The 23,956-nt window shown below is 71.0% G+C and carries 21 protein-coding genes, 1 tRNA gene and 1 pseudogene; 13 read left to right on the forward strand and 10 right to left on the reverse strand.

The window, feature by feature from the left end:
• Positions 1–114: 114 nt before the first annotated feature.
• Both HNR07_RS29790 and HNR07_RS29795 read right to left on the reverse strand, forming a co-directional pair.
• Positions 115–1,353 carry an ABC transporter ATP-binding protein gene (locus tag HNR07_RS29790; RefSeq protein ID WP_312894020.1) on the reverse strand — a complete coding sequence of 413 codons (1,239 nt, stop codon included), beginning with the start codon at positions 1,351–1,353 and terminating at the stop codon, positions 115–117.
• A gap of 658 nt (positions 1,354–2,011) precedes the next feature.
• Positions 2,012–2,611 (reverse strand): Uma2 family endonuclease, encoded by a 600-nt coding sequence (locus HNR07_RS29795; protein ID WP_184369120.1) that lies wholly within the window; start codon positions 2,609–2,611, stop codon positions 2,012–2,014.
• 145 nt (positions 2,612–2,756) lie between these two features.
• Here HNR07_RS29795 and HNR07_RS29800 point away from each other — a divergent pair, with 145 nt between their 5' ends.
• Positions 2,757–3,125, forward strand: a complete 369-nt coding sequence (locus HNR07_RS29800) for a VOC family protein (protein WP_184369123.1) — start codon at positions 2,757–2,759, stop codon at positions 3,123–3,125.
• Positions 3,126–3,241: 116 nt separating this feature from the next.
• Here the strand turns inward: HNR07_RS29800 and sigJ are convergent, their stop codons facing one another.
• A complete protein-coding gene (sigJ, locus tag HNR07_RS29805) occupies positions 3,242–4,150 on the reverse strand; it encodes an RNA polymerase sigma factor SigJ (protein WP_184369126.1) in 909 nt (302 codons plus the stop codon).
• A 145-nt stretch (positions 4,151–4,295) separates the two neighbouring features.
• On the opposite strand from sigJ, the gene HNR07_RS29810 reads away from it, so the two are divergent.
• Positions 4,296–4,832 carry a GNAT family N-acetyltransferase gene (locus HNR07_RS29810; RefSeq protein WP_184369129.1) on the forward strand — a complete coding sequence of 179 codons (537 nt, stop codon included), beginning with the start codon at positions 4,296–4,298 and terminating at the stop codon, positions 4,830–4,832.
• 109 nt (positions 4,833–4,941) lie between these two features.
• Here the strand turns inward: HNR07_RS29810 and HNR07_RS29815 are convergent, their stop codons facing one another.
• The 6 genes and pseudogenes from HNR07_RS29815 to HNR07_RS29840 form a co-directional block, all read right to left on the reverse strand.
• Positions 4,942–5,157, reverse strand: coding sequence for a hypothetical protein (locus HNR07_RS29815; protein ID WP_184369132.1), 216 nt, complete (start codon positions 5,155–5,157; stop codon positions 4,942–4,944).
• Between the two features lie 111 nt (positions 5,158–5,268).
• Entirely contained in the window at positions 5,269–5,481 is a 213-nt protein-coding gene (locus HNR07_RS29820) for a hypothetical protein (protein ID WP_184369135.1), read from the reverse strand.
• 349 nt (positions 5,482–5,830) lie between these two features.
• Positions 5,831–6,367 carry a hypothetical protein gene (locus HNR07_RS29825; protein WP_184369138.1) on the reverse strand — a complete coding sequence of 179 codons (537 nt, stop codon included), beginning with the start codon at positions 6,365–6,367 and terminating at the stop codon, positions 5,831–5,833.
• A gap of 240 nt (positions 6,368–6,607) precedes the next feature.
• Complete coding sequence (locus HNR07_RS29830) at positions 6,608–7,270, reverse strand: NAD(P)H-binding protein (RefSeq protein ID WP_184369141.1); 663 nt, start codon at positions 7,268–7,270, stop codon at positions 6,608–6,610.
• 143 nt (positions 7,271–7,413) lie between these two features.
• On the reverse strand, positions 7,414–8,520 hold the full coding sequence (locus tag HNR07_RS29835) for a 2-oxoacid:ferredoxin oxidoreductase subunit beta (protein ID WP_376769960.1): 1,107 nt from the start codon (positions 8,518–8,520) through the stop codon (positions 7,414–7,416).
• A gap of 34 nt (positions 8,521–8,554) precedes the next feature.
• Positions 8,555–10,363 (reverse strand): annotated as a pseudogene (locus tag HNR07_RS29840) (2-oxoacid:acceptor oxidoreductase subunit alpha); the annotation flags it as partial.
• Positions 10,364–10,836: 473 nt separating this feature from the next.
• On the opposite strand from HNR07_RS29840, the gene HNR07_RS29845 reads away from it, so the two are divergent.
• Entirely contained in the window at positions 10,837–11,697 is an 861-nt protein-coding gene (locus tag HNR07_RS29845) for a M48 family metalloprotease (protein WP_184369147.1), read from the forward strand.
• 57 nt (positions 11,698–11,754) lie between these two features.
• On the opposite strand, the gene HNR07_RS29850 is transcribed toward HNR07_RS29845, so the two are convergent.
• Entirely contained in the window at positions 11,755–12,252 is a 498-nt protein-coding gene (locus HNR07_RS29850; protein WP_184369150.1) for a YajQ family cyclic di-GMP-binding protein, read from the reverse strand.
• A gap of 221 nt (positions 12,253–12,473) precedes the next feature.
• On the opposite strand from HNR07_RS29850, the gene HNR07_RS29855 reads away from it, so the two are divergent.
• The 10 genes from HNR07_RS29855 (at position 12,474) to HNR07_RS29900 (ending at position 23,926) form a co-directional block, all read left to right on the forward strand.
• Positions 12,474–12,555, forward strand: a tRNA-Tyr gene (locus tag HNR07_RS29855).
• Positions 12,556–13,192: 637 nt separating this feature from the next.
• A complete protein-coding gene (gene ltrA, locus HNR07_RS29860) occupies positions 13,193–14,440 on the forward strand; it encodes a group II intron reverse transcriptase/maturase (protein WP_184360845.1) in 1,248 nt (415 codons plus the stop codon).
• Positions 14,441–14,859: 419 nt separating this feature from the next.
• Positions 14,860–15,105: a hypothetical protein gene (locus tag HNR07_RS29865; protein ID WP_017578673.1), complete on the forward strand. Its 246-nt coding sequence runs from the start codon at positions 14,860–14,862 to the stop codon at positions 15,103–15,105.
• Positions 15,106–15,161: 56 nt separating this feature from the next.
• Positions 15,162–15,407: a hypothetical protein gene (locus HNR07_RS29870; RefSeq protein ID WP_184369153.1), complete on the forward strand. Its 246-nt coding sequence runs from the start codon at positions 15,162–15,164 to the stop codon at positions 15,405–15,407.
• Between the two features lie 12 nt (positions 15,408–15,419).
• Positions 15,420–15,665 (forward strand): hypothetical protein, encoded by a 246-nt coding sequence (locus HNR07_RS29875; protein ID WP_184369155.1) that lies wholly within the window; start codon positions 15,420–15,422, stop codon positions 15,663–15,665.
• An 11-nt stretch (positions 15,666–15,676) separates the two neighbouring features.
• Positions 15,677–15,952, forward strand: a complete 276-nt coding sequence (locus tag HNR07_RS29880) for a hypothetical protein (RefSeq protein WP_184369158.1) — start codon at positions 15,677–15,679, stop codon at positions 15,950–15,952.
• A 131-nt stretch (positions 15,953–16,083) separates the two neighbouring features.
• Positions 16,084–16,632: a hypothetical protein gene (locus HNR07_RS29885; RefSeq protein ID WP_184369161.1), complete on the forward strand. Its 549-nt coding sequence runs from the start codon at positions 16,084–16,086 to the stop codon at positions 16,630–16,632.
• Between the two features lie 196 nt (positions 16,633–16,828).
• Positions 16,829–17,914 carry a DUF2397 family protein gene (locus HNR07_RS29890; protein WP_184369164.1) on the forward strand — a complete coding sequence of 362 codons (1,086 nt, stop codon included), beginning with the start codon at positions 16,829–16,831 and terminating at the stop codon, positions 17,912–17,914.
• Positions 17,914–19,302, forward strand: coding sequence for a TIGR02678 family protein (locus tag HNR07_RS29895; protein WP_184369167.1), 1,389 nt, complete (start codon positions 17,914–17,916; stop codon positions 19,300–19,302). Before HNR07_RS29890 ends, HNR07_RS29895 begins: the two co-directional genes overlap by 1 nt.
• A complete protein-coding gene (locus HNR07_RS29900) occupies positions 19,256–23,926 on the forward strand; it encodes an SbcC/MukB-like Walker B domain-containing protein (protein ID WP_184369170.1) in 4,671 nt (1,556 codons plus the stop codon). Before HNR07_RS29895 ends, HNR07_RS29900 begins: the two co-directional genes overlap by 47 nt.
• Positions 23,927–23,956 lie beyond the last annotated feature (30 nt).

Consider the following 23,956-nt stretch of genomic DNA (forward strand, 5'->3'; position numbering starts at 1 on the left):
AACATCTGTTACAACATCGTCCCACTGTCTTCGCCCGTCCGCTGAAGGGGCGCCCCGGCCCCGAGAGCCAGCGGTCCGCCGGTGCCCCACCTGGCCCTGCTCCGCTGGTAAGCCCTACCCGGTGCCGCCGGGCGCGTAGGCGCGGGCCTGGAGGCCGTAGAGCTCGGCGTAGGTTCCGCCCCGGGCGAGCAGTTCGCGGTGGCCGCCCGACTCCGTGATCCGGCCCCGGTCCATCACCAGGATCAGGTCGGCCCCGGCCACCGTGGAGAAACGGTGCGAGACCACCACGGTCACCGCGCCGGTCCTGGCCCCGTACACCCGGGCCCGCTCCATGTACCGGCGGAAGATCGCCTCTTCGCTGTGCGCGTCCAACGAGGCCGTCGGCTCGTCCAGCACGAAGAACAGCGGGTCGCCGCGCATCGAACCACGGGCCAGGGCGGTCCGCTGCCACTGCCCCTCGGACAGGTCGGTGCCGCCCAGTTCGCGGCCCAGCTGGGTGTCCCTCCCCTCGGGCAGCCGTTCGACCAGATCCTCGGCGTCGGCGGCGCGTATCGCCCCGCGCAGGGCATCGGTGTCGTCGATCCTCGACAGGTCGCCGAGCCCCACGGTCACGCCGAAGCGCGTGTGGAAGCGGCCGAAGTCCTGGAAGACCGCCGAACAGCGTTCCCGCCAGGCCTTGACCGAGATCCCCGCCAGGTCGGCGCCGTCCAGCCGGATACTCCCCGAATCCGGTGTGTACAGCGACAGCAGCAGCTTCACCAGGGTGGTCTTGCCCGAGCCGTACTCGCCGACCACCGCGACCACCGCACCCGCGGGCAGCTCCGCGGTGACCCCGTCCAGTGCCCTGCGGCCGGTGCCCGGGTAGGTGAAGTCCACCCGGTCCAGGGAGATACCCCGCCTCAGCGCGGTGGGCGGCGGGTCGGCGGTGACGGCGCGCTCCCGCTGGGTGCGCACGTAGGCGCGCAGCCACAGGTACGGTTCCACGACTCTGCGCGAACCGGCCGCCTCCACGGTGGCGGCCACGGTGCTCTGCATGGTCTGGCGCAGGCTGACCGCCATCATCACGGTCAGGACCAGGTCGCCCACGCCGCCGGCCCCGGTGGCGGCCCGGTACACGACCAGCGCGATCGCCCCGGCGAAGGCGGACACGAACACCGCCCACCCGGCGGCGTTCCACAGAGCGGCGCCGACCCGGGCCCGAAACCGGATCCGGACCGCCTCGTCCCAGGCCTGTTCCTGGAGCTCGATGAGCCGGTCGGCGGCCCCGGCCACACGGACCTCCTTACCGCCCTCGGCCGAGGCCACCGTCTCGAACAGGTGCTGCTGCGACCGGTAGGACTCCGCACCGCCCACCAGGCGTACTGGAGGAGGATCGCGCAGGTCACCACCGCCCCAAGCAGCCCGCACACCCACTTGAGCACGGCGACCGCGCCGTCGCCCGGGGTGGTCTCCACGCCGTGGTCGGGGTCGGCGCGCACCTCACGCAAAAGCTTCCGGACCTCGGGGGACTCCAGAGCGGCGATACCGGGCGCCGAGGCGGCCATCCGGGCCACCCGGGAACGATGGGCGCCGTCCACCCGGGACTTGACCAGGTACTCCAGCGGAGCGGCCGCGGACTCGCCCAGGTGCCCGGCCAACAGCACCAGGGCGAGCAGGAGGATCGGCACGAGGGCCGCGGTGAACAGCTCCGGGGAGACGGGCGGGGAGATCTCGGTGACCAGGGCGGCCAGGGCCAGCGCGGTCAGCGGTGGCACCAGTCGTTCGGCCAGCCGGACGGCGAACAGGGCCGGGACCAGTACCGGTCCTGCGTCTGTCAGGGGTCTGAGCGATCGGGCACGGTTTCGGACGAATCCCATGCGGCTCCTCAGCACGGACACGGGCCCTCGCGCCGGGAGGTCCGGTGGGGCCGGACGGGTGGGGGCGCACCCGCGTCAGGGTGTGACGCGGACGAAGAGCGCGTGGTTCGCCGCGCGCGGCCGAATGCCGTGCGGGATCCCGGGCCCTCCGGGGGTTACGGCGCCTCCGGCCCGCCGAGGTTCGTGCGCCAGGGGCCGCTGGCCACGAGCCAGTGCGGGACGAACTTGACGGGGAAGGGGAGCTCGGTCTCGAAGAGCTCCTCGTCCTGGGTCTGCCCGACCTCCTCGTAGGCTCCGTCCACCAGACGGAACTCGATGATGCCCGGCTTGTCAGGATGCGGGTTGATGATCCAGTAGGAGGGGATGCCGAAGGCGGCGTACTCGTATCGCTTGGTGTGGTTGTCGCGAAGCACGCTCTCCGGGGAGACGATCTCCACAGCGAGGAGCGGCGGGACGGTGTAGTAGCCCTCCTCCGGGGGTTCCTGGTCGAAGACGGCCAGGTCGGGGATGCGGTGCTTTCCTGGATCCCCGCCGAGGACCACGCCGGGGCCCTCACCGATCTCCAAGTCATCCGACGCGTGGTTGCCGAGGTGGAAGCCCAGACGGTAGGCCACACGCGTGTGCAGTGGTTTGGGTACGGGAGACACGTGAAGCCGCCCGTCGGCCAGTTCGTACCGGCGTCCGTCGTCCGGGGTGTTCTCCAGGTCGTCCACGGTCAGCCGTCGTTCGGGTACGTCGGGGTACCTGGTAGCCATGACAGGCATACTGCCTCCTCTGGTGCACGAAGACCAGTATTCAGAGCCATGCTGGGTTACTGGCGAGTTTCCACAGGCTCGAACGCGCGGGCGCGCGGAGGTGGGCCATCCGGAGAATGTCAGTGGCGCGTGCCACACTCGGGCCATGCTTGATCACCTCGGTATCCAGGTCGCCGACCCCGAAGCCAGTGCCGCCTTCTACGATGCCGTCCTCGCCGCTTTGGGGCACCGTCGCATGCTCCAGTACGGGCCGGTGATCGGCTACGGCACCGACCACCCCCGGTTCTGGATCTCGCCCAGCGAGACGGAGGGCCCGGCCCGGGAGTCGCACATCGCGTTCGGAACCCCCGACCGGGCGACGGTCGACGCCTTCTTCCAGGCCGCCGTCGCCGCGGGGGCGGCGGTCCTGCACGAGCCGAAGGTCTGGCCCGAGTACCACGAGCACTACTACGGGGCGTTCGTGCGCGATCCCGACGGAAACAACGTCGAGGCGGTCAGCCACGTCCCCGGCTGATCGGGCCCGGCCGCCCGGGGCGCGGTGGGCTTGCGGCAGGGTCGTGCGCGCCGGGTCCGGCGGCGGCCGCACCCAGGCTGGCGGGGCCGTCGCCCACAACGGTGACGTCCATGCACCTAGGACGGCCCGGCCACCCGCAGACGTGACATCTTGTCCGGGTTGACCAACAGGTACACGTGCTGGACCCGGTCCTCGAACACGTCCAGCGCCAGCAGGATCAGCGGGGTCCCCGACGCGGAGACCACCGCGGCCGGACCGCCGTTCACCTCGGTGACCTCCGTGTTCAGGTCCGACGCGTCCTCCAGGCCCACGGACTCCATGAAACTCGTGATGTTGCGCTCCTGGGAGAGCGAGGCCAGGAACCGGCCCACCTTGTGTGAGGTGCGCAGCACCCGCAGCGGGGACCGCGCCCTGCCGCCGCTGTCGCTGACCAGGGTGGCGTCGTCGGCGAGCAGCCCCTTGAGCCCGTCCAGGTCGCCCTCCAGACAGGCCTGGAGGAAGCGCTCGGTCATCCGGCGGCGCTTGGCCTGGTCGGCCTCGAACCTCGGGCGGCGCTCCCGCACGTGGTCCCGGGCCCGCCGGGCCAGCTGTCGGGTGGCCTGCTCGCTACGGCCGATCACCTGGGCGATCTGCGCGTAGGGCAGCTGGAAGGCCTCGTGCAGGACGAACACGGCCCGCTCCAGGGGGCTGAGCGTCTCCAGCACCACCATGAGCGCGAACTCCACCGAATCGGCGAGCTCGGCCCGCTCGGCGCCGTCGGGCAGGTCGCTGACCGGCTCGGGCAGCCACTCGCCCACGTAGGACTCGCGCTGGGAACTGGCCTTGCGCAGCCGGTCGATGGCCAGCCGGGAGACCACCGTGACCAGGTAGGCGCGCGGGTTGTCGACCTCGCCCCCGGCGACCCGGTCCCAGCGCAGCCACGCCTCCTGGACCACGTCCTCGGCGTCGGCGGCCGTCCCGAGGATGCGGTAGGCGACCCCGTTCAGCAGGGAGCGGTGCTCCTCGAAGACCTCTGTCGTCGTCATGTCAGGGAAGACGTATCACACCGGCCCGTCCGTGACACGTCCGTGCATCCCCCCTTTTCCACCCGCGGCGCGGGAAAGGACTTGTCTGGGCCCGGCGACGGTTCTAGGTTGGCGCGATCGGGACCGTCGGTGAGAGGGGTTGTGGTTGTACCGCGTACGTGAGTGGAACCGGGGCGACGTCGACCGGCTGCTGGAGGCCTTCCGCTGGGACGAACTGGCCTGGCAGGAGTCGGACGTGCCGCACACACCGGACGAGGCGCTGGACTGGATCGCGCGACGGGAGATCCTGGCCAAGGAGAAGGACGTGCACGGGTTCGTGGTGGTCGACGGCACGGACCGGGCGCTGGGCCACGTCCAGGTCTCGGTCTCCAGTCGCAGACACGACTTCGGTTGGCTGTCCTACTGGACGCACCCCGCCGAGCAGGGCCGGGGCGTGGCCTCGGCCGGGGCCCGGCTGGCCACGGAGTTCGCCTTCGCCGAGCTGGACCTGTACCGGGTGGAGACGGGGCACCGGATCAACAACCCGGGGTCGTGCGTGGCCGCGCGGCGGGCGGGTTTCCGGCCCGAGGGGATCGAGCGGGCCAAGCTCCGCTACGGGACCTCGCGCTATGACACGGCGGCCCACGCGCGGCTGGTGACGGACCCCGTGGAGGGTGTCGCAGAGGGCGTCTGCGGAGCCTGACCCCCGTTCGGGGGTTCCGCTCCGGGCGCTCGCCCCCGGGGAACACGGAAGAGCGGGGCACGGTGCCGTGGCACCGTGCCCCGCGTCATCCGCGCTCTGGGAGTGTGGACTACCAGTTCTTGATGGAGATGCCGGTGGTCTCGGTGATGCTGGTGACGTTGCAGCCCTTGGAGCTGAAGCCCGCGAAGGAGATGACGTCGGCGCAGATCGGCACGGTCACGTTCTGGATGTTGGCGTTGTTGTCCGCGGCGGCGGTGCCGGTCATGGCGCCCAGGGCGAGGCCGGTGGCGAGGACGAGGCCGGAGACGGCGGTGATGCGCTTCATGGTGTGCTTCCTTTTCGGGTCGTGCTGTTCGAGTGCTACTGGAAGGTCTGATGAGGCGTGTCGCGAGGACCCGGGGGTGTGTCGCGACGGCTCGGCTGCCTGTCGCGACGACTAGTCGTGGACGGCGATGCCCGTGGCGGAGTCCCAGTCGACGACGTTGCAGCCGCTGGCGCTGATGCCGGAGGCCTTGAGGACGTCCACGCAGATCGGGATCGTGATGTTCTGGATCTTGGCGTTGTTGTCGGCCGCGGCGGTCCCGCTCAGGGCGCCGAAGGCGAGGCCAGCGGCCAGGACGAATCCGGAAACCTTGGCGATACGGGTCATGGTGGTTACCTTTCGGAAGTGCAAAACAGGTTGGCTGCGGCCGCCGGAATTAACTTAGCGTAGCCAGGCCCGTGCTCGAAGTAGTTTCGAGGAAGAATCCAGAGTTTCCCCGGATTTTCTTCAGCTTCGGGGGCGACATGACCGTTATTTCGCTGCTTTGTGGACGTCCGCGTTACACAACCGAAAGCGTGGCCAGAGAAGACTTCTGGCGAATGCATCGGAATACTTCACTGTCCGACATCGCACGCCGTGAGGGCACAAAGGCGGGCACAAGTCGGACACCAGGGATACAGAGAAGGGCCCGCACGGTCACACCGTGCGGGCCCTGCTGTCGGAAAAGCGGGTTCGGCTACCAGCCCTGCTGCTGTCCGTAACCCGGGTACTGCTGACCATAGCCGGGCTGCTGCCCGTACCCCGGCTGCTGCTGGCCGTATCCCGGGTACTGCTGCTGGTCGTAACCGGGGTAACCCTGCTGCGGCTGCTGCCCGTAGCCGGGCTGCTGGCCGTAACCCGCGTACGGGTCCTGCTGCTGGGCGCCCGTGGGGTGCTGCTGGTAAGCCTGCTGCTGCCCGCTCTGGTCCTGCTGCGGGGCCTGCTGCTGGGCCTCGGCCTGCTCCGGCTCCTTCTTGGAGTCGGTGTCCGGGCGGAAGATGAACAGCCGCGCGGCCGCGGACTCGCCGGACTCGCTCGGGGTGATCAGCTCAAGGCGCCACCCGGCCTCCTCGATGCCCTCGAGGATGCGGGTCAGCCCCGGGCGCAGCTTGCTGGAGGCCTCGTCGTAGGCGTTGACCTCGAGCTGGATGATGAACATCCGGCGCTTCTGCTGCGCGGCGACCTTGGCGTGCTCGACGACCGTGCTGTCCCTCACGACCTGTGTGACGCTCATGAATAACCGTACCCATCTGCTCTGCGGAGCTGCTTCACCCGTCGGGGTCGTTCCCGGTCGTCCGCGTCCACCGTGACGGGATTCCGCCGGGCTCCGCCCACCATCATGCCTTCTATGAGGGCATCTGGCCACAGAGGGCCGGAACCGCCAGGGAAGACGGGAACCGCCGAGGACCTCCCGGGGCTCCGGTCCTCGGGACCCCCGAGGACCGGAGCCCCGGGCCCTGCGGCCCGGAACCGCTTATCCGGCGACGGCGCGGACGGCCTCGAGGACGGGTGTCCTACCGTTCACCAGGTTGAGAACCTTCTTGGCCGTACCTGGTTCGTCCAGAAGCGCGACGATCACCGCGGCCACGTCGTCACGGGTCACGTCATGGCGCTCCACGGCCTCGCCCAGGTCCACCTGGCCGGTTCCGGCCTCGTCGGTCAGCCGCCCGGGACGCAGGATGGTCCAGTCCAGGTCGAGGTCGTGCTCCTTGAGGTCGTCATCGGCGGCCTTCTTCGCCGCCACGTAGGCGGCCCAGACCTCGTCGGCGCCCTCCGGCACCGGCTGGTCCACGTTGATCGCGGAGATCTGCACCAGGCGCCGCACCCCGGCCAGGGCGGCGGCGTTTGCGGTCAGGGACGCGGCCTTGTGGTCCACGGTGGACTTGCGGGCGGCGCCGCTGCCCGGCCCGGCGCCGGCGGCGAACACCACGGCGTCCGCGCCCATGATCTTCTCGGTCAGCTCGGTGACCGAGGCCTGCTCCAGGTCGATGACGACCGGCTCGGCCCCGGCGTCGACGACGTCCTGGGTGTGGTCGGGGTTGCGGATGAGGGCGACGGGCCGGTCACCGCGGGCGGCCAGAAGCCTGGCCAGCCGCAGCGCGATCTTCCCGTGTCCTCCGGCGATGACGATACGCATGGGGGAAGCGTATTGCCTGGGGGCCCGGCTCTCGTGTGCGCAGAGCCGGGCGGCGCCGGTGAACTTCCCGACGCCGCCCGGGGGAATACCTGAGGGGGCCACCGACGCCGTCCGGGGGGACTACGCGAGGGGCCCGTGTCCGGTCAGTCGACCGTCCAGGTGTCCCCGCTGGCCAGCAGCGCCGCCAGCTCACCGTCGCCGCGCTCGGCCCGCGCGTCCTCCACCTGCTCATTCAGCAGGTCGTCGTAGGTGGGCCGCCGCACGTTCCGGAACACGCCGATCGGTACGTGCTCGAACGCTGGCTGGTCAAGCCTGGACAGCGCGAACGCGTACCCCGGGTCCCGGCGGTGCGCGTCGTGCCGGATCAGCCGGTCCTCGCCGACCGAGTCCACGTCCACGACCTCCAGACCGCCGAACTCGCCCGAGACCACACCCCGGTCCGGGCCCAGCCGCAGCGGCTCGCCCTGCTCCATCCGCAGCAGCCGCAGGTCCCGCGCGGCCGGGTCCTTCAACGGCTCGAAGGCGTCGTCGTTGAAGATCGGGCAGTTCTGGTAGATCTCCACGAACGACGCGCCGGGGTGGTCCGCCGCGGCCCGCAGCACCGAGGTCAGGTGCTTGCGGTCCGAGTCCACGGTCCGCGCCACGAAACCCGCCTCCGCGCCCAGCGCCAGCGACACCGGGTTGAACGGGTGGTCCAGCGAACCCACCGGCGAGGACTTGGTGATCTTCCCGGCCTCGGAGGTGGGGGAGTACTGGCCCTTGGTCAGCCCGTAGATGCGGTTGTTGAACAGCAGCACGTTGATGTTGACGTTGCGGCGCAGCGCGTGGATCAGGTGGTTGCCGCCGATGGACAGCCCGTCGCCGTCCCCGGTGATGACCCACACCGAGAGGTCGGGTCGGCTGGTCGCCAGCCCGGTCGCGATCGCCGGGGCGCGCCCGTGGATCGAGTGCACGCCGTAGGTGCTCAGGTAGTACGGGAACCGCGACGAGCAGCCGATCCCGGACACCATCACGATGTTCTCGCGCGGCACGCCCAGCTGCGGCAGGAAGGACTGGAAGGCGGCCAGGATCGCGTAGTCACCGCAGCCGGGGCACCAGCGCACCTCCTGGTCGGACTTGAAGTCCTTCGCCTTGTACCCGGTGTCGGTCTTGGGCACCAGCCGCAGTCCGGCCAGCCCCTCGCCGTGCGCGGCGCCGTTCGGTCCCGCGGTCCCGTTCCGGTGCGAGGCGCCGTTGAGGTTCTCAGTCACGGTCGATGACCTCCTGCAGCACGTCCGCGAGCTCTTCGGCCTTGAAGGGCAGTCCGCGGACCTTGTTGTAGCCGATGACGTCCACCAGGAAGCGGCCGCGCAGCAGCAGCGACAGCTGGCCCAGGTTGATCTCCGGGACCACGACCCGGTCGTAGCTCCGCAGTACCTCGCCGAGGTTGGCGGGGAAGGGGTTGAGGTGGCGCAGGTGCGCCTGGGCCACCCGGCCGCCCGCGCGCCGCACCCGGCGCACCCCGGCGGTGATGGACCCGTAGGTTCCGCCCCAGCCCAGCACGAGAACCTTCGCGTCGCCGGTGGGGTCGGACACCTCCAGCTCGGGAATGTCCCGGGCGATGGCGTCCACCTTGGCCTGGCGGGTGCGGACCATCAGGTCGTGGTTGTCGGGCGTGTACGAGATGTCGCCGCTCTCGGCGTGTTTCTCGATCCCGCCGATGCGGTGTTCCAGCCCCGCCGTACCCGGTACCGCCCAGGGGCGGGCCAGCGTCTCCTCGTCGCGCAGGTAGGGGAGGAACTCGCCGTCGGGCCCGTTGGGCCCGGTGGCGAACGCCGGCTCGATCTTCGGCAGCTCCGACACCTGCGGCAGCCGCCAGGGCTCCGAACCGTTGGCCAGGTAGCCGTCGGAGAGCATGATCACCGGGGTCCGGTACTTGACCGCCAGCCGGGTCGCCTCCACCGCCGCGTCGAAGCAGTCCGCGGGGGAGGACGGCGCCACCACCGGCAGCGGGGACTCGCCGTTGCGCCCGTAGAGGGCCATCAGCAGGTCCGTCTGCTCGGTCTTGGTGGGCATGCCGGTACTGGGGCCGGCCCGCTGGACGTCGATGATGACCAGCGGGAGCTCGGTCATCACCGCCAGGCCCACGGCCTCCTGCTTGAGCACCATGCCCGGGCCCGAGGTGGTGGTCACCCCGAGCGAGCCGCCGAACGAGGCGCCCAGGGCCGCGCCGACCCCCGCGATCTCGTCCTCCGCCTGGAAGGTGCGCACGCCGAACCTCTTGTGCCGGGACAGCTCGTGCAGGATGTCCGAGGCCGGGGTGATCGGGTACGAACCCAGGAAGAGGGGCAGCCCCGACTGCTGGGACCCGGCGATCAGCCCGTAGGCGGTGGCCAGGTTCCCGGTGATGTTGCGGTAGGTGCCAGCCGGGAGCTTCGCGGGTTTGATCTCGTAGGAGACCGCGAAGTCCTCCGTGGTCTCACCGAAGTTCCACCCGGCCTGGAAGGCCGTGAGGTTGGCGGCGAGGATGTCCGGCTTGCTCGCGAACTTGGACTTCAGGAACGACGTCGTCCCCTCCGTCGGCCGGTTGTACATCCAGGACAGCAGCCCCAGTGCGAACATGTTCTTCGCGCGCTGGGCGTCCTTCTTGGAGATGTCGGAGTCGGCCAGGGCCGCCACCGTCATCGAGGTGAGGCCCACCGCGCTGACGTGGAACGCGTCCAGGGTGCCGTCGGTGAGCGGGTCGACCGCGTAGCCGACCTTGGCCAGGCTGCGCTTGGTGAACTCGTCGGTGTTGACGATGATCGTGGCGCCCCGTGGCAGGTCGCCGAGGTTGGCCCTGAGCGCGGCGGGGTTCATCGCGACCAGCACGTCCGGGGCGTCCCCCGGGGTCATGATGTCGTGGTCGGCGAAGTGCAACTGGAAGCTGGAGACCCCGGGGAGGGTGCCCGCGGGGGCGCGGATCTCGGCGGGGAAGTTCGGCAGTGTCGACAGGTCGTTGCCGAACGACGCGGTCTCCTGGGTGAAACGGTCACCGGTCAACTGCATCCCGTCGCCGGAGTCCCCGGCGAACCGGATGATGACCCGGTCGAGCTGTTCGATCTGTTTGGCCACTGAGATCGACGACCTCCTCGGTGAGCCGCCGGTCGTGACGGGCGGCGGCGCTCGGGTGTCTGCCCCCGACCGGGCACCGTCACGGGCCGGGTGTCTGGATCAGGGGCAATACGGACAACACGGCCCTCCGCTCGCCCTGGGTGCGCCAACCCAGCGCGGCGTTCGACGGTACGAAACCGCGACCGGGTCGCCTCGGCTGCCAACCTCCGACGACTCGGCCCTCCGCTCACCTGGCTGAGGGGTTCTCCCGCATCCTCGGTGCCCGGAGTGACAAGGGCCACGTTCGCACTATAGGTCGTCGGCCGAGCTCGGGGGCGGCCCGGGTGGCCTTTGTCACAGGCTTCCGGATCCTGGCAGGAAGGGGGATGTGACCGACAGCTGGTCACATGGGGAACGCAAGACGCCGACCCGCACGTTTGTCACCATGTACGCATCAAATGCCGGGCGGCGGCGAACAGCGGAAGGGAGAGCGCGTGCACGTCAACGCGATCCGCGCGGTCGGACTGTTCGTCGGGGCCGCGGTGCTCGCCGTGGTGGTCGGCTGGCTGTGCGGCGCGGAGAAGGGCGCACAGCTCTCCATCGCGCTGGTGGTCTGCGCGGGGGTCCTGGTCTACCTGTTCGGGAACTCCCTGGCGCTGCGCGCGATGCGGGCCCGGCCGGTCAGCGAGATCGAACGCCCCGAGCTCTACCGGATCGTGCGGGAACTGGCCACGGCCGCCCGGCAGCCGATGCCCAAGCTCTACCTGTCGCCGGTGCGCTCGCCCAACGCCTTCGCCACCGGCAGCACCCCGCGCCGGGCCGCCCTGTGCTGCACCACCGGCCTGCTGCGCACCCTCGACGAACGCGAACTACGCGGGGTCCTGGCGCACGAACTCGCGCACATCCGCTCCAACGACACCCTGATCAGCGCGGTGGCGGCGACGCTGACCACGCTCATCACGGCGCTCACCGCGATCTCCTTCCTGATCCCGCTGGGTGACTCGGAGGAGACGGACCTGCCCAACCTGCTGGGCGGGCTGATGGTGGCCCTACTCGCCCCGCTGGCGGCGGTGGTCATCTACTTCGGGGTGGGCCGGGCCAGGGAGTTCCGGGCCGACGAGAAGGCGGCCGAGCTCACCGGGGACCCGATCGGCCTGGCCGACGCGCTGCGCAAGCTGGAGACCGGCAACCGGGCCTACCCGCTGCCCAGGGAACGCGTCCTGCTGGCCACCTCGCACCTGATGACCACCAACCCCTTCCCGGACACCATCGGGCGCCTCTTCTCCGCGCACCCGCCGGTCCAGGAGAGGATCCGCCGTCTGCGCGCGCTGCGCCGCAAGTGGGACCTGGGCTGAAGCACGACGGCCGCCCGACCCCTGACGGGGCGGGCGGCCGTTCGGCGCTCCGGATGGCTACCGGTAGTTCACGAACTGCAGCGCCAGGTCGAAGTCCTTCTCCTTGATGAGGTTCATGACGCTCTGGAGGTCGTCCTTCTTCTTGGAGCTGACCCGCAGTTCCTCGCCCTGGATCTGCGCCTTGACGCCCTTGGGGCCCTCGTCCCGGATGAGCTTGGAGATCTTCTTGGCGTCCTCGGAGGAGATGCCCTCCTTGAGGCTGATCGGCAGGCGGTACTCCTTGCCGGAGATCTTCGCCTCCTCCGCCGCGTCGAGGATCTTCAGGGAGAGCTTGCGCTTGACCAGCTTCTCCTTGAAGACTTCCAGAGCGGCGGCGGCGCGCTCCTCGGAGCCGCTCTTGATCTCGATGCCGTCCTCGCCCTGCCAGGCGATGGTGGTCCCGGTGCCCTTGAAGTCGAACCGCTGGGACAGTTCCTTGCCCGTCTGGTTCAGCGCGTTGTCGACCTCCTGCCGGTCGAGCTTGGACACCACGTCGAAACTGGATTCGGCGGCCACGTACTCTCACACCCCGCTACGTCTGATGGTCCACGGGGCCCAGGGCACCCGTGCACGTCTCCTTCGGCCCGGTCCGGGCCGGGTCCCGAGCTTAGCCGCGGCGAGACCGCCCCCGCCGGACGAGCCCGCCCGGGACGCGCCCGCGAAACCGATTTCAGGTTCAGGGCCATCATCCGCTATTGTCGTTCATGCGCGGCGACGCACAGCGTCGCAGCAGCCCAGGCAGGTTGCCCGAGCGGCCAATGGGAGCGGACTGTAAATCCGTCGGCTTTGCCTTCGAAGGTTCGAATCCTTCACCTGCCACAGGGGAACGAAGCCCCCGGTACCAACGGTGCCGGGGGCTTCGTCGTGGTGTGCCCAGCATGGGCAGTTGCTTGGAGGTGGAAGTCCTCTAGAGGAAGCGGCAGTGCTAACTCTGAGCCGGAGGCAACGGCGTCACCGCGAGGTGGGGTCGGGAGGAAGCCCGAGGCGAAACCCTGCACTGAGGAACACGAACCGCATACAAGGCAGTCCGGTCGGGGTGAGCCAGCCATGGATGGCGAAGCCCGTCACTGCCAAGACGGCCGGGGTGTAGATGCGGCAGGCGTAGGGGGAAAGTAGCTGTTCTTACCTGGGGAGGTCTGTCCGGGTGTCGGTTGTGCTGAGTATGTCGCCGCGCCGACGGCCGCGACCGCAAGGGAGCGGCTGACCGGGCAGAAGTCAGCAGAGGTCGTAGTACCAGCCGGGATCGCTCGTGGGCTGGGAAGGGCCGAACGTCAAATGGGACAGAGGAACCGGTGCCGCTCGTGCTGGTCACACAGATCGCAGCCACCCCGCCGAAGGCGGGCCTGCGGTGGGAGGGGACGGTGCATTTCCGTTGAGTACCGCCGTAGAGCGTAGTGACCTGTCGGCGCGGCCTGGAGACGATGTCCACCACGGCCAGGGGGATCTGTGGCAGCGAATGCTGTCCAGCGCGAACCTGGCCGCGGCGCTCGAACGGGTCGAGACCAACCGGGGTGCCCCGGGTGTGGATGGAGTCACTACCGCTGATCTGCGGGGATGGCTGCGCGAGCACTGGGAGGGCGTTCGGGAAGAACTCGACGCGGGGAGATACCGGCCCTCGCCGGTCCGCCGGGTGATGATCCCCAAGCCCGGGGGCGGCGAGCGGATGCTGGGTGTTCCCACGGTGCTGGACCGTTTGATCCAGCAGGCCATCGCGCAGGTCCTCACCCCGATCTTCGACCCGGAGTTCTCCGGGTCTTCGTTCGGGTTCCGTCCCGGCCGGTCCGCCCATCAGGCGGTGCGGGTCGCGCGGCGGGCTATTGAGGACGGCCACCGATGGGTCGTGGACATCGACCTGGACCGGTTCTTCGACCGGGTCCAGCACGATGTGTTGATGGCCCGGGTGGCGCGCAGGGTTGACGACCGCAGGGTGCTGCGACTGATCCGGTCCTTTCTGGAAGCCGGGATCATGGCGGACGGGGTCAAGATGCCGAGCGCGCAGGGGACCCCGCAGGGGTCTCCGCTTTCGCCGGTCCTGTCCAACATCATGCTCGACGACCTGGATCGGGAGCTGTGGCGTCGCGGTCACCGGTTCGTGCGCTACGCCGATGACATCCGTGTCTTCACGCGTAGCAGGCGGGCCGCTCACAGGGTGCTCGACTCGATCACGGTCGTGGTCGAGCAGCGGTTGAAGCTGAAGGTGAACCGGGAGAAGTCGAAGGTGGTTCCGGCATCCGTCGCGACGTTGCTGGGGTTCGGTTTCTACTTCACCCGGGCCGGGGTGCGTATCCGGGTCGATCCCAAGGCGCTCAGGCGCTGGAAGGTGCGGATCCGGGAGCTGACCTCGCGCCGGTGGTCGGTTGCGATGGAGTATCGCATCGGCCGGTTGAACCGGTTCATCGTCGGGTGGATGGGTTACTTCCGGCTCGCGGACACCCCCAGGGTGTTCCAGGGGTTGGATGAATGGCTCCGCCGCAGGATGCGGCAGGTCCGTTGGAAGGAATGGAAGCGGGCCAGGACCCGCCGCCGGATGTTGCGCTCGCTCGGTATCTCGGATCGTGTGGCCCGGGACTGGGCGATCAGCAGCAAGGGGTACTGGCGGATCGGTGGCTCGGTCGTCCTTCAGCAGGCGCTGCCCAACTCCTACTGGGAGGGCTTTGGTCTGCGGATGCTCAAGCCGACCTGGCAGCGGTTGAGATCAGTTTGACGAACCGCCGGATGCGGGCCCGCATGTCCGGTGGTGTGGGGGGAGGGCCGGGCGACCCGGCCCTCCTACCCGATTCCGGGGGCGCCCCGAGGGTGGAGTCACCCTGGGTAGCAGGTGTCACTGAGGGGCAAGTGATTCGGGCAGTTGCGAGGTGGTCACGCTCCGAGCACGGTGTGATCACTCTGGGTGATCTTTCGGGGGCGGGTCGCGCTCCGGGCATGCGGAAAAATCAGTGCATTGTCCCATTTGTTTTGTTGGGCGAAAGGAATTCGTCCGGCAATCTGGACAAATTGCCTCCCGAGTTTCGGCGTTGACAAAAACTGAGGGCCGGATGATGATTGCACCAGTCCACCGCGACACAGGTGCAAAAGCGCCTGCGTCTTTTTCTGTCAATGCCTCGCTGATTTCCCGGGGGAAACATGATCAAGAAGCTGACCGCTGCTGGCCTGGTCGCCGGTGCCGCGATGGGCGCGCTCCTCATGGGAGCTCCCGCTCACGCCTCGCACGGCGGTGACCAGCAGTTCAACCAGAACCTCCAGCTCGTCCCGGTGCAGTCCTGCAACCTGACGGGCAGCGTCGGCCTGGTCGCCGTCACCGTGCCGATCCTGTCGCCGCAGACCACGGGCGACTGCGTGAACGGCCCTGTCGGCACCAACATCAGCTAGTTCCGGCAATCAGTTCAACCGAGACGATATCTCAAACTTTTTCGAAGGGTAATTCAATGCTGCGTAAGCTCGGTGTTGCCGGCCTCGTCGCTGGTGCTGCTTTCTCTGCCATTCTGGCCGCCACCCCGGCCTCCGCCTCGCACGGCGGCGACCAGCAGTACAACCAGAACCTCCAGGGCATCCCGGTCCAGCTGTGCAACACCAGTGCGGCCGTCGGCCTGGTCGCTGTGAACGTGCCGGTCCTGTCGCCGCAGACCACGGGCGACTGCGTCAACGGCCCCGTCAGCACCAACATCCAGTAGGAGAGTCCCAGAATGCGTAAGTTCACCGCCGCCACCGCTATCGCCGGTGTCGCCCTGGGCGCCATTCTGGCGGCCGCTCCCGCGTCCGCCTCCCACGGTGGCGACCAGCAGTTCAACCAGAACCTGCAGCTGGTTCCGGTTCAGCTGTGCAACACCGAGCTGGCCGTCGGCCTGCTCGCCGGTGTCAACGTGCCGATCCTGTCGCCGCAGACCACCGGTGACTGCGTCAACGGCCCGGTCAGCACCAACATCCAGTAGGGGGACCGCAGATGCTGCGCAAGTTCACCGCCGCCACGGCGATCGCCGGTGTCGCGCTCGGCGCGATGCTCGCGGCCGCTCCGGCCTCAGCGTCGCACGGTGGCGACCAGCAGTTCAACCAGAACCTGCAGCTGGTTCCGGTTCAGCTGTGCAACACCGAGCTGGCCGTCGGCCTGGTCGGCGCGAACGTGCCGATCCTGTCGCCGCAGACCACCGGTGACTGCGTCAACGGTCCGGCTGGTACGAACATCAGCCACGACAAGGGCGAGAAGCCCGGCTACCACTAACCACGGCGTGGTTGGTTGACGGAGTCCCAGGACTCCGGTGACGGAACAGAGCGGGTACGAGGCCCCTCGGCGTGTGCCGAGGGGCCTTGCCGCTGTCCGCGGCCATGATGGTCGCGATCTGAGGAGGCGACATGCAGCGCACACCCTTGACCCGAACCCTCCTGGTCGGGGCGGCCCTGACGCTGGCGGTCTCGGCCTGCGGTCAGGCGGAGGAGCCCGGTGAGGACGGCAGCGAGTACGGCGGAGGCGGCCAGGAGACGGCCGCCCCGGACGCGGAGCACACCCCGGGGGAGGACGGCAGCGAGTACGGCGGGGGCAACGCCGGTGACGTCCACGTCCTCAACCTGTACGGCGACGAGGAGGGGTTCGACGACCAGCGCCCGACGGACTACGTCGCCACCGAGTTCACCACCTTCTCCGACATGGAGTGGGACGAGTGGGGCGAGAACCGCGCCCGGGGCGAGGGCGAGGTCCTGGGCACCTGGTGCATGGACGTGGGCTGCCAGGACGACCCCTATGACGTGGAGATCGAACTCGGGGACCCGGTGGAGGTGGACGGCGTCCGGTACTTCTCCACGTACACGGTCACCGAGTACGACGACGACATGGCCGGGGAACAGCGGGAGGCCCTGGAGCAGGCCGACGACGGTCAGCTCAACGTGCCCGTGTCCGCGGAGTAGCCGGCGGGGCCGGGTCCGACCGGGCGGCCCGGGAGCGAACGTGAGCTTCGCCTCCGCCCGGTCTTCTCGTAATCCTTACAAAGTTCAGAAAATACACAAAATCGCTGGTCAGGGCAGACAGTCGGTCGCGTTCTCCGGGGTCTGAGGGGGCCGAACCGGGCGTGGCGAGCCCCGGAGGTCTCTAGTCTGCTGAGTTGTGGGACTCAACCAGCGGGCGGACGACAGCGCGGACGACGGACAGGGCACCGGCGAGCGGCCGGTGCCAAGGCACGGCCGCGCCGCTCTGCTGCGCCTGGCCGCCTGGTTCGAGGAAGCCGAACCGGACCGGGCCGACGCCCTGGCCGGCGCCGCCTTCGCACTCCACCCCGCCCGCCACCTGGAGGGACGGGTCGACGACAGCGTCGCGGCGACCACCAGTTGGTGGCGGGCCGAGCCCGACCGCAGCACCGTCACCGAACACCCCGGCACCCGTCTTCCCGAACCCGTGCGCGACCACCGCGCCCAGCAGGCCCGTCTGCGCGACGCCGCGGAGTCCTCCGCCCACTGGCGCCGCGCCGGCGCGGAGCAGATCCGCTCCCTGCTCACCGAACCCACCGGGGACCGCGCCCGTCTGGACCTGTCCGGCGCCGGGATGGAGGTTCTCATGGAGCTCCTCACCGCCGCGCTGGGCTCCGGTGACGCCTCCCGCCGCCCCACATCCGCCGGGGACCTGGAGTTCGGTCTGCGCCTGCACGTCTACGCGGCACCCGGGGCCGAGGTCACGGCCCGCGGTGAGGGCGGGGACCTGACCCTGGAAGGGCTGCGCCTGCGGGTGACCTCCTACGAGCAGCACACCGTGGACACCGCGACCCCGGCCGGGCCTTCGGAGATTCCCGACCCCTCGGCGCCCCTGGAGGCCGCCGGGCCCTCGGAGGTTCCGGTACCACCGGAGCCCGTGACCGGCCCCGAACCCCTCGCCGGGCCTTCCGCCGAACCCCTCGCCGGGCCTTCCACCGAACCCCCCGCCGCGAACTCCGCGGAGTCTCCGGACACGCCCCCGGACGACCCGCTGGACGGGCCGCTGGACGGGCCCGGCGGCACCCCCGCGGACGTTCTCACGGACACCCCCTCGGACGAGTCCGGGCAGGGGCCCGAAGACGGCTCCACCGGTTTCGCCGACTCCGACGCCCCCGCCGCCGAACCCGAACCCACCGGTACCCTCCCCGGATCGGACCCCGACGTGGAGACCACCGGTCCCATCGACATAGTGACGCACACTCCCTGGACGCGGAGGTGGGGGTAATGGAGACGAACGCCCACTTGGAGGACGCCGCCCTCATCGGTGAGCGGCAGGCCGCCGCGCGCGCCCTCATGTCCCGGCCCCTGCTCGCCCAGCGCACCCACCCGGTCGAGTTCTCCCTCGTGCGCGCACACGCCGAGTGGCTCGTCCAGCGCTTCCAGCGGGTCCTCGGCTACCGCCTCACGGTGGCCGACGACCACGCCCGCCTGGTCAAACGCGGTCTGGTCGACGAGGTGGTCAGTCCCACCGGCCGGGCCACCGGAGTCCGTTTCACCCCCCGCACCCACACCTACCTCGCGCTCGCGCTCGCGGTCCTTGTCGAGGGGACCGGCCCCACCACGGCCCGTACCCTCGCCGCCAAGGTCCGCTCCGCCGCACGTGAGGCCGGGATCGACGCCGACCCCGCGCGCGGCCTCGGTGAACGCCGCGCCTACTGCGCCGCCCTGTCCCACCTGGTCGGTCTCGGCGTGCTCGCCGAGACCTCCGGAACCGTGCGCGCCCACCAGGCCGACCCCGCCGCCGACGCCTCACTCACCCCGGACACCGAGGCACTGCGCTCGGTCGCCGCGCACCTGCCCAGGGCGGGCGACACCCCGGACTCCTTCCTCGCCGACGCCGCCGACCCGGACCCGGAGAGCGACCAGGCGGGCGAGGTCGCCCTGCGCCGCCTGCTCGCCGAAACCGCCGTCGTCTACCGCGAACACCTCTCCGACCGCCAACGCGACCGCCTCGCCGCCCACCAGTGGCGGGCCGCCGCGGCGCTCGGGAACCTGCTCGGCTGCGACACCGAGATCCGCGCCGAGGGTGTGGCGCTCGTCATGCCGGACGAGGCTGCGGCGACCCCGCGCTTCCCCTCGGACGACCCCGTCGGACACACGGCCCTGGCCCTGGTCCGCCACCTCTCCGGCCGCCTGCACCCCGGTCGCCCCGCCACCTCCGTCCCTGTTCCCGACCGGGAACTGACTACGGCACTGGAGATCCTGGGCGGATCGGACGCCCCGGTCCGGGCCGACTGGGCGCGCACCGCGGGCCCCGAGATCCCCGACCCGGAGCGGCTGTCCGCGCTCGTGCTGGAGCTCCTCACCGGTCTGGGCCTGCTCACGGGCGGCCCCGGAGCGTGGGAGCTCACCGCCGCGGCGGCCAGGTTCGGCGCCGACGCGGACGAGCGCGTCCCCCTGATCCAGGACAATGACGAAGACAGCCGGACACACCCCACACAACCGCGTGGATCCGGTCAGGACGAAACCGAGGGCGGGGCCGCTCCCCAGGCCGATCCCCGCGGCGACCTCGACCGGGTGGCGTCCGTGCTGCAAGCGGTGGCGAACGAGAAGGTGAGCGCGACCAGTGGTGACACAGGAGACGACCGAGGCCCCCGGAACAACTCCGGCTGACCCTGCCGACACCCCCCGTTACCGCCTCGAACGCGCGGGCATCCGGAACGTCTGGCAGTACGACGACCACGTCCTGGACTTCGCCGAGGGGCGGCTGCTGCTGCGCGGCCGCAACGGCGCGGGCAAGTCCAAGGCGCTGGAGATGCTGCTCCCCTTCCTGCTGGACGGGGACATGCGACGCCTGGACACCACCGGCACCAACCGCACCAGCCTGCGCTGGCTCATGGCCGACGACCCCCGTGCCGCGCGCCCCGTCGAGGAGGGCACCGGCCCCGACCTGCTGGGCGGACCCGCCGAACCGGAGCCCGCACCCGAGGCAGGGCAGGGGGCCGGGCAGGACGCGACCGCCGGGGCCCCTGGCGGCTCCGCTGACTCCGACGGTTCGGCCGACTCCGGTCCCGGCACCCGACTGGGCTACCTGTGGGTCGAGTTCACCACCGCCCGGGGCGACCGCGGCCTCGACTCCGCGACCCCGGCCCACCGCACCCCCACCGGCCCCAACACCGCCTCCGCGCTGCTCGCCGCCTCCGCTACCGAGTCCCCGGGAAACACGGAGACCCTGGAAGAAGAGCCCGCTCCCGGTGCCCAGCCCCGGCACCTCACCCTCGGTGCGGCCGTCATGGCGGTGGGCGAGGCCGACCCCCGCTGCGTGTTCTTCGTGACCGACCGCCGCGTCGGCCACGACCTCGAACTGGTCACCGACGGCCGACCCAAACCCGTGGACCGGCTCCGCTCTGAGGTCGGCGCCGACAACTGCTTCACCAGCGCCGTCCCCTACCGCGCCCGGGTGATGCGCGACCTGTTCGGCATCGACGACTCCGTCCGCTACCGCAACCTCATCCACCTGCTCTACCGCCTGCGCCGCCCCACCATCGGCGACCGCCTGGAGGCGGGCGAGCTGGTCGGCGTCCTGTCCGAGGCCCTCCCGCCGATGGACGAGTCCGTCCTGGACGCGGTCGCCCGCAACATCGCCGACCTCGAACAGGCCCGCACCGACAAGAACCAGCTCACCGAGGCCGGCGCCGGGGTCAGCGCCTTCCTCGCCGACTACCACGGCTACCTCCTGCACGTCCTGCGCGCCCGCTCCGCCGAGGTCCGCGAACAGCTCGACTCGTGCACCCGCCGCACAGAGGAGACCGACCGCCTGCGCGCCGAGCTGGACGAGCTCATCACCGCCGAGAGCCAGATCGCCGAGGAGCGCGACCAGGCCCGCCGCACCCGCGACACCGCCGAGGCCGACGACGGCACCCTCGCCGCCGCCCAGAGCAACGCCGCCACGGCCACCACCAACGAACGCCGTGCCTACGACGCCGCCGTCGGCGCCTACATCCGCGCCGCCGAGGCCGCCTGGGCCGCCGCCGAACACGCCGCCACCACCGAGACCCACGCGGTGGAGCGCCTGGCCGAGGACACCGCCGCCATCGAGCGCGCCCTCGAAGTCCTGCGCCAGACCCACCTGGAGGCCTCCCGCGCCGCCACCGCCGCCGGGCTCGACCCCCAGGCGCTCGGCCAGATCCCCGACGCACGCACCGCCGTGCACGCGCCCCGGGAGAACACCACCCGGGTCGACCTCCAAGGCCTCGAACAGGCGGTGGAGCGCGCCCCGGTCCACGGCATCGACCTCGCCGACCTGCGCGCACACCTCGGACGCCTGCACGACCGCCTCACCAGCGCCGCCAACGCAGCGGCCGACCGCACCGACCTCGCCGCCCGGCTCACCGGCCTGACCACCGCCGAGGCCGCCGCCGACCGCCGCCTGGTCGCCCTGACCAGCGAGGCCGAGAGCGCCGAGGCCACCCTGGAGCACACCCACACCCGCGAACAGGAGGCCATCGCCGCCCTGCGCGCCGAAAGCGCCGCCTACGCCGACGGCGTCCGTACCTGGGTGGCGGGCCTGCGCGACTCCAGTCACGCCCACGCCCTCGGCGAGGCCATCCACGAGCTGGAGGGCAGCGTCGAACTGCCCATCACCGAAGCCCTGCGCGTGCTGGACCCGGAGGTCCCGGCCACCGTCGCCCGCCTCGCCCACACCGCCGTCGACCCCCTGCTCGAAGAACTGCGCGCCCGCCGCGACGTCGCCGTCAACGAGGAGGGCCAGCTCTCCGACGAACTCGCCGACCTGGCCGCCCGCCGCGCCAAGAACCCCGACAGCGCCCCCGAGCGCCCCGGCTGGGCCACCTACCCTCGCCCGGACGGCGACGGCGTCCCCTTCCACCTGGCGGTGGACTTCGCCGACGGCCTCACCTCCCGCGAACAGGCCGGGCTGGAAGCGGCCCTGGAGGCCAGCGGCCTGCTCTCCGGCTGGATCCGCGCCGACGGCACCCTCTACGACCCCAACACCCGCGACCTCATGGTCACCCCGGCCCGCCCGGCCAAGGGCCGTACCCTCCTCGACGTGCTCGTTCCCGTGGCCATCCCCGACCGCGGCGTGCACAACGACAACCTCCGCGCCCTGCTCTCCTCCATCGCCCTGCGCTCGGAGGCCCCCGACAGCGCCGAGGACACCGACGCCAAACACCGTCGCGACAGCTCCGTGGCCACCGTCAGCTCCATGTCGCTCTCCGGCGGCTGGCGCCTGGGCGTGGCCTCCGGCGCCCACTACAAGAGCGAACCCGAGTACATCGGCGAGGCCGCCCGCAAACGCGCCCGCGATCGCCAGTCCGCCAACACCGACCGTCGCATGGCCATCGCCGAGGCGCTCCTGGCCGAGGCCGGGGAACGCCGCTGGGCGGTCGAGCACTCCTACTCCGAGCTGCTGGAGGTCTCTCGCGACCTCCCCGACCCCGCCCCGCTCATCCGCGCCTGGGCCGTCCTCGACGTCGCCCGGGCCGACGTCGCCGCGGCCCGCCGCGCGCACGAGACCGCCCAGTCCGCCGCCGAGTCCGCGCGGTCCGAACTCCTCGGCATCCGCACCCGCCTGGCCGACGCCGCCGGGGAGCAGGACCTGCCCACCACCCGAGCCGGACTCGACAGCGCCCTGCGCGCCCTGGACCACCTGCGGGTCCTGATCGCCGCGGCCCTGCGCGACCTCGACGTCCTCGCCTGGGAACTCGCCGACCACGAACGCCACTCCGCAGCCTGGTCCCGCACCCGCGCCGCCCGGCTCCTGGCCGAGGACGCCCGCGCCGCCGCGATCGACGACATGATCACCGTGCGCCGCCAGTTCGAGCTCGGCGACCGCGCCCGCGGTGTGGCCTCCGAACAGATCGACGCCGCCCGCGCCCAGGTCCGGGAGCGCGCGGAGGAAGCCGCCCAACGCCTGCCCGAACTCGAACGCGACGCTCAGCGCGCCCGCGACGAGCGCGTCAGCGCCGAGGCCCGCCTGGAGGTCGCCACCGCCGAACGCGCCGAACAGGTCCGCCGCACCCTCGCGGTGGGGCAGACCCTGGTCCAGTCGGTCACCACCGTCGGCGACCCCGACAGCAAGGCCGTCACCGGGACCGAGGACACCGTCCCCGACGCGGTCCTGCTCCGCGCCGCCGGGCTGCGGGACTGCGCCGCGGACGAGGCGCCGCTGGCCCGCTACCTGGAGGCGGTCAACGGCCGCCCGGACGCCGAGACCGGAGCGGCCGAGCCCGCCGGACCGGACGAGCGCCTGGCTCTGCTGGCCTCCTTCGTGGACCAGTTGGAGGAGGGCCTGACCGCGCAGGAGGACGTCGCCGACGTCGACGACAGCGCCATCCTCGGCAGCCGCGAGGAGCTGCACCGCCTGCTCGGCTCGGCGGGCTGGGCCCAGACCCGCACCGAGCTCACCGAGCCGCGCGGGGTCAAGCGCCTCACCGTGCACGACGAGGACGGCTCCCACGACGTCACCGCCTATGCCGAACGCGTCGCCGAGGCCGTCACCCGCGCCGAGGAGACCGTCGCCATCGCCGAGGAGGAGGCCTTCGAACGCCACCTGCTGGGCGAGCTCGCCGGGCACCTGTCCCGCCAGATCGACGAGGCGCGGGCCCTCATCGCGACCATGAACGACGTCCTCAAGGACGTCACCACCTCCGCCGGTCTCGGCGTGCGCCTGGACTGGAGCCTGGCGCCCGACGCCGGGGCCGACGTCGAGGCGGTCGTGCCGCTGCTGGCCACCCCGGCCGAGGAGCGCACCCGTGTCCAGACCACCCGCCTGCGCGATGCCCTGCGCCGCTGCATCGAGGCCATCCGCCGCCTGGACCCGACCGCCACCGGCGGCGCCCAGCTGCGCGCCGCCCTCGACTACCGGTCCTGGTTCACCTTCACCGTCTACGTCACCGACTCGGCCGGGGACGAGCGCCGCCTGGGCCACCGAACCGCCCTCAGCCAGGGCGAACAGCGCGTGGTCGCCTACCTGGTGCTGTTCGCCGCGGCCGCCGCGCAGTTCGACGCCCTGGCCCAGCGGGCGCCGTGGGCGCCGCGCCTGATCCTGTTGGACGACGCCTTCGCCAAGGTCGACGAACCCACCCACGGGCGCCTGCTCGGGCTGCTGGTCGAACTCGACCTGGACTTCGTCCTGACGTCCGAACGCGTCTGGGGCTGCTTCGCGAGCGTGCCGAGCCTGAACATCTACGAGTGCCTGCGCGACCCGAACGTCCCGGGGATCGCCACGCTGCACTTCACCTGGGACGGCAGTCGCAGGAGGCTCGTCGGCGTGTGACCGGCGGCGGAGCGGAGGGGCCGCTGGATT

The organism is Nocardiopsis metallicus (assembly GCF_014201115.1).
GTDB classification, from domain to species: Bacteria; Actinomycetota; Actinomycetes; order Streptosporangiales; family Streptosporangiaceae; genus Nocardiopsis; species Nocardiopsis metallicus.

What these genes read in the sequence shown, in the direction of transcription:
- HNR07_RS29795 (WP_184369120.1), bottom strand. Translation starts at nt 2,611, where the DNA reads ATGGCTACCAGGTACCCCGACGTACCCGAACGACGGCTGACCGTGGAC.
- HNR07_RS29800 (WP_184369123.1), top strand. Translation starts at nt 2,757, where the DNA reads ATGCTTGATCACCTCGGTATCCAGGTCGCCGACCCCGAAGCCAGTGCC.
- sigJ (WP_184369126.1), bottom strand. Translation starts at nt 4,150, where the DNA reads ATGACGACGACAGAGGTCTTCGAGGAGCACCGCTCCCTGCTGAACGGG.
- HNR07_RS29815 (WP_184369132.1), bottom strand. Translation starts at nt 5,157, where the DNA reads ATGAAGCGCATCACCGCCGTCTCCGGCCTCGTCCTCGCCACCGGCCTC.
- HNR07_RS29820 (WP_184369135.1), bottom strand. Translation starts at nt 5,481, where the DNA reads ATGACCCGTATCGCCAAGGTTTCCGGATTCGTCCTGGCCGCTGGCCTC.
- HNR07_RS29825 (WP_184369138.1), bottom strand. Translation starts at nt 6,367, where the DNA reads ATGAGCGTCACACAGGTCGTGAGGGACAGCACGGTCGTCGAGCACGCC.
- HNR07_RS29830 (WP_184369141.1), bottom strand. Translation starts at nt 7,270, where the DNA reads ATGCGTATCGTCATCGCCGGAGGACACGGGAAGATCGCGCTGCGGCTG.
- ltrA (WP_184360845.1), top strand. Translation starts at nt 13,193, where the DNA reads ATGCTGTCCAGCGCGAACCTGGCCGCGGCGCTCGAACGGGTCGAGACC.
- HNR07_RS29865 (WP_017578673.1), top strand. Translation starts at nt 14,860, where the DNA reads ATGATCAAGAAGCTGACCGCTGCTGGCCTGGTCGCCGGTGCCGCGATG.
- HNR07_RS29870 (WP_184369153.1), top strand. Translation starts at nt 15,162, where the DNA reads ATGCTGCGTAAGCTCGGTGTTGCCGGCCTCGTCGCTGGTGCTGCTTTC.
- HNR07_RS29875 (WP_184369155.1), top strand. Translation starts at nt 15,420, where the DNA reads ATGCGTAAGTTCACCGCCGCCACCGCTATCGCCGGTGTCGCCCTGGGC.
- HNR07_RS29880 (WP_184369158.1), top strand. Translation starts at nt 15,677, where the DNA reads ATGCTGCGCAAGTTCACCGCCGCCACGGCGATCGCCGGTGTCGCGCTC.
- HNR07_RS29885 (WP_184369161.1), top strand. Translation starts at nt 16,084, where the DNA reads ATGCAGCGCACACCCTTGACCCGAACCCTCCTGGTCGGGGCGGCCCTG.
- HNR07_RS29895 (WP_184369167.1), top strand. Translation starts at nt 17,914, where the DNA reads ATGGAGACGAACGCCCACTTGGAGGACGCCGCCCTCATCGGTGAGCGG.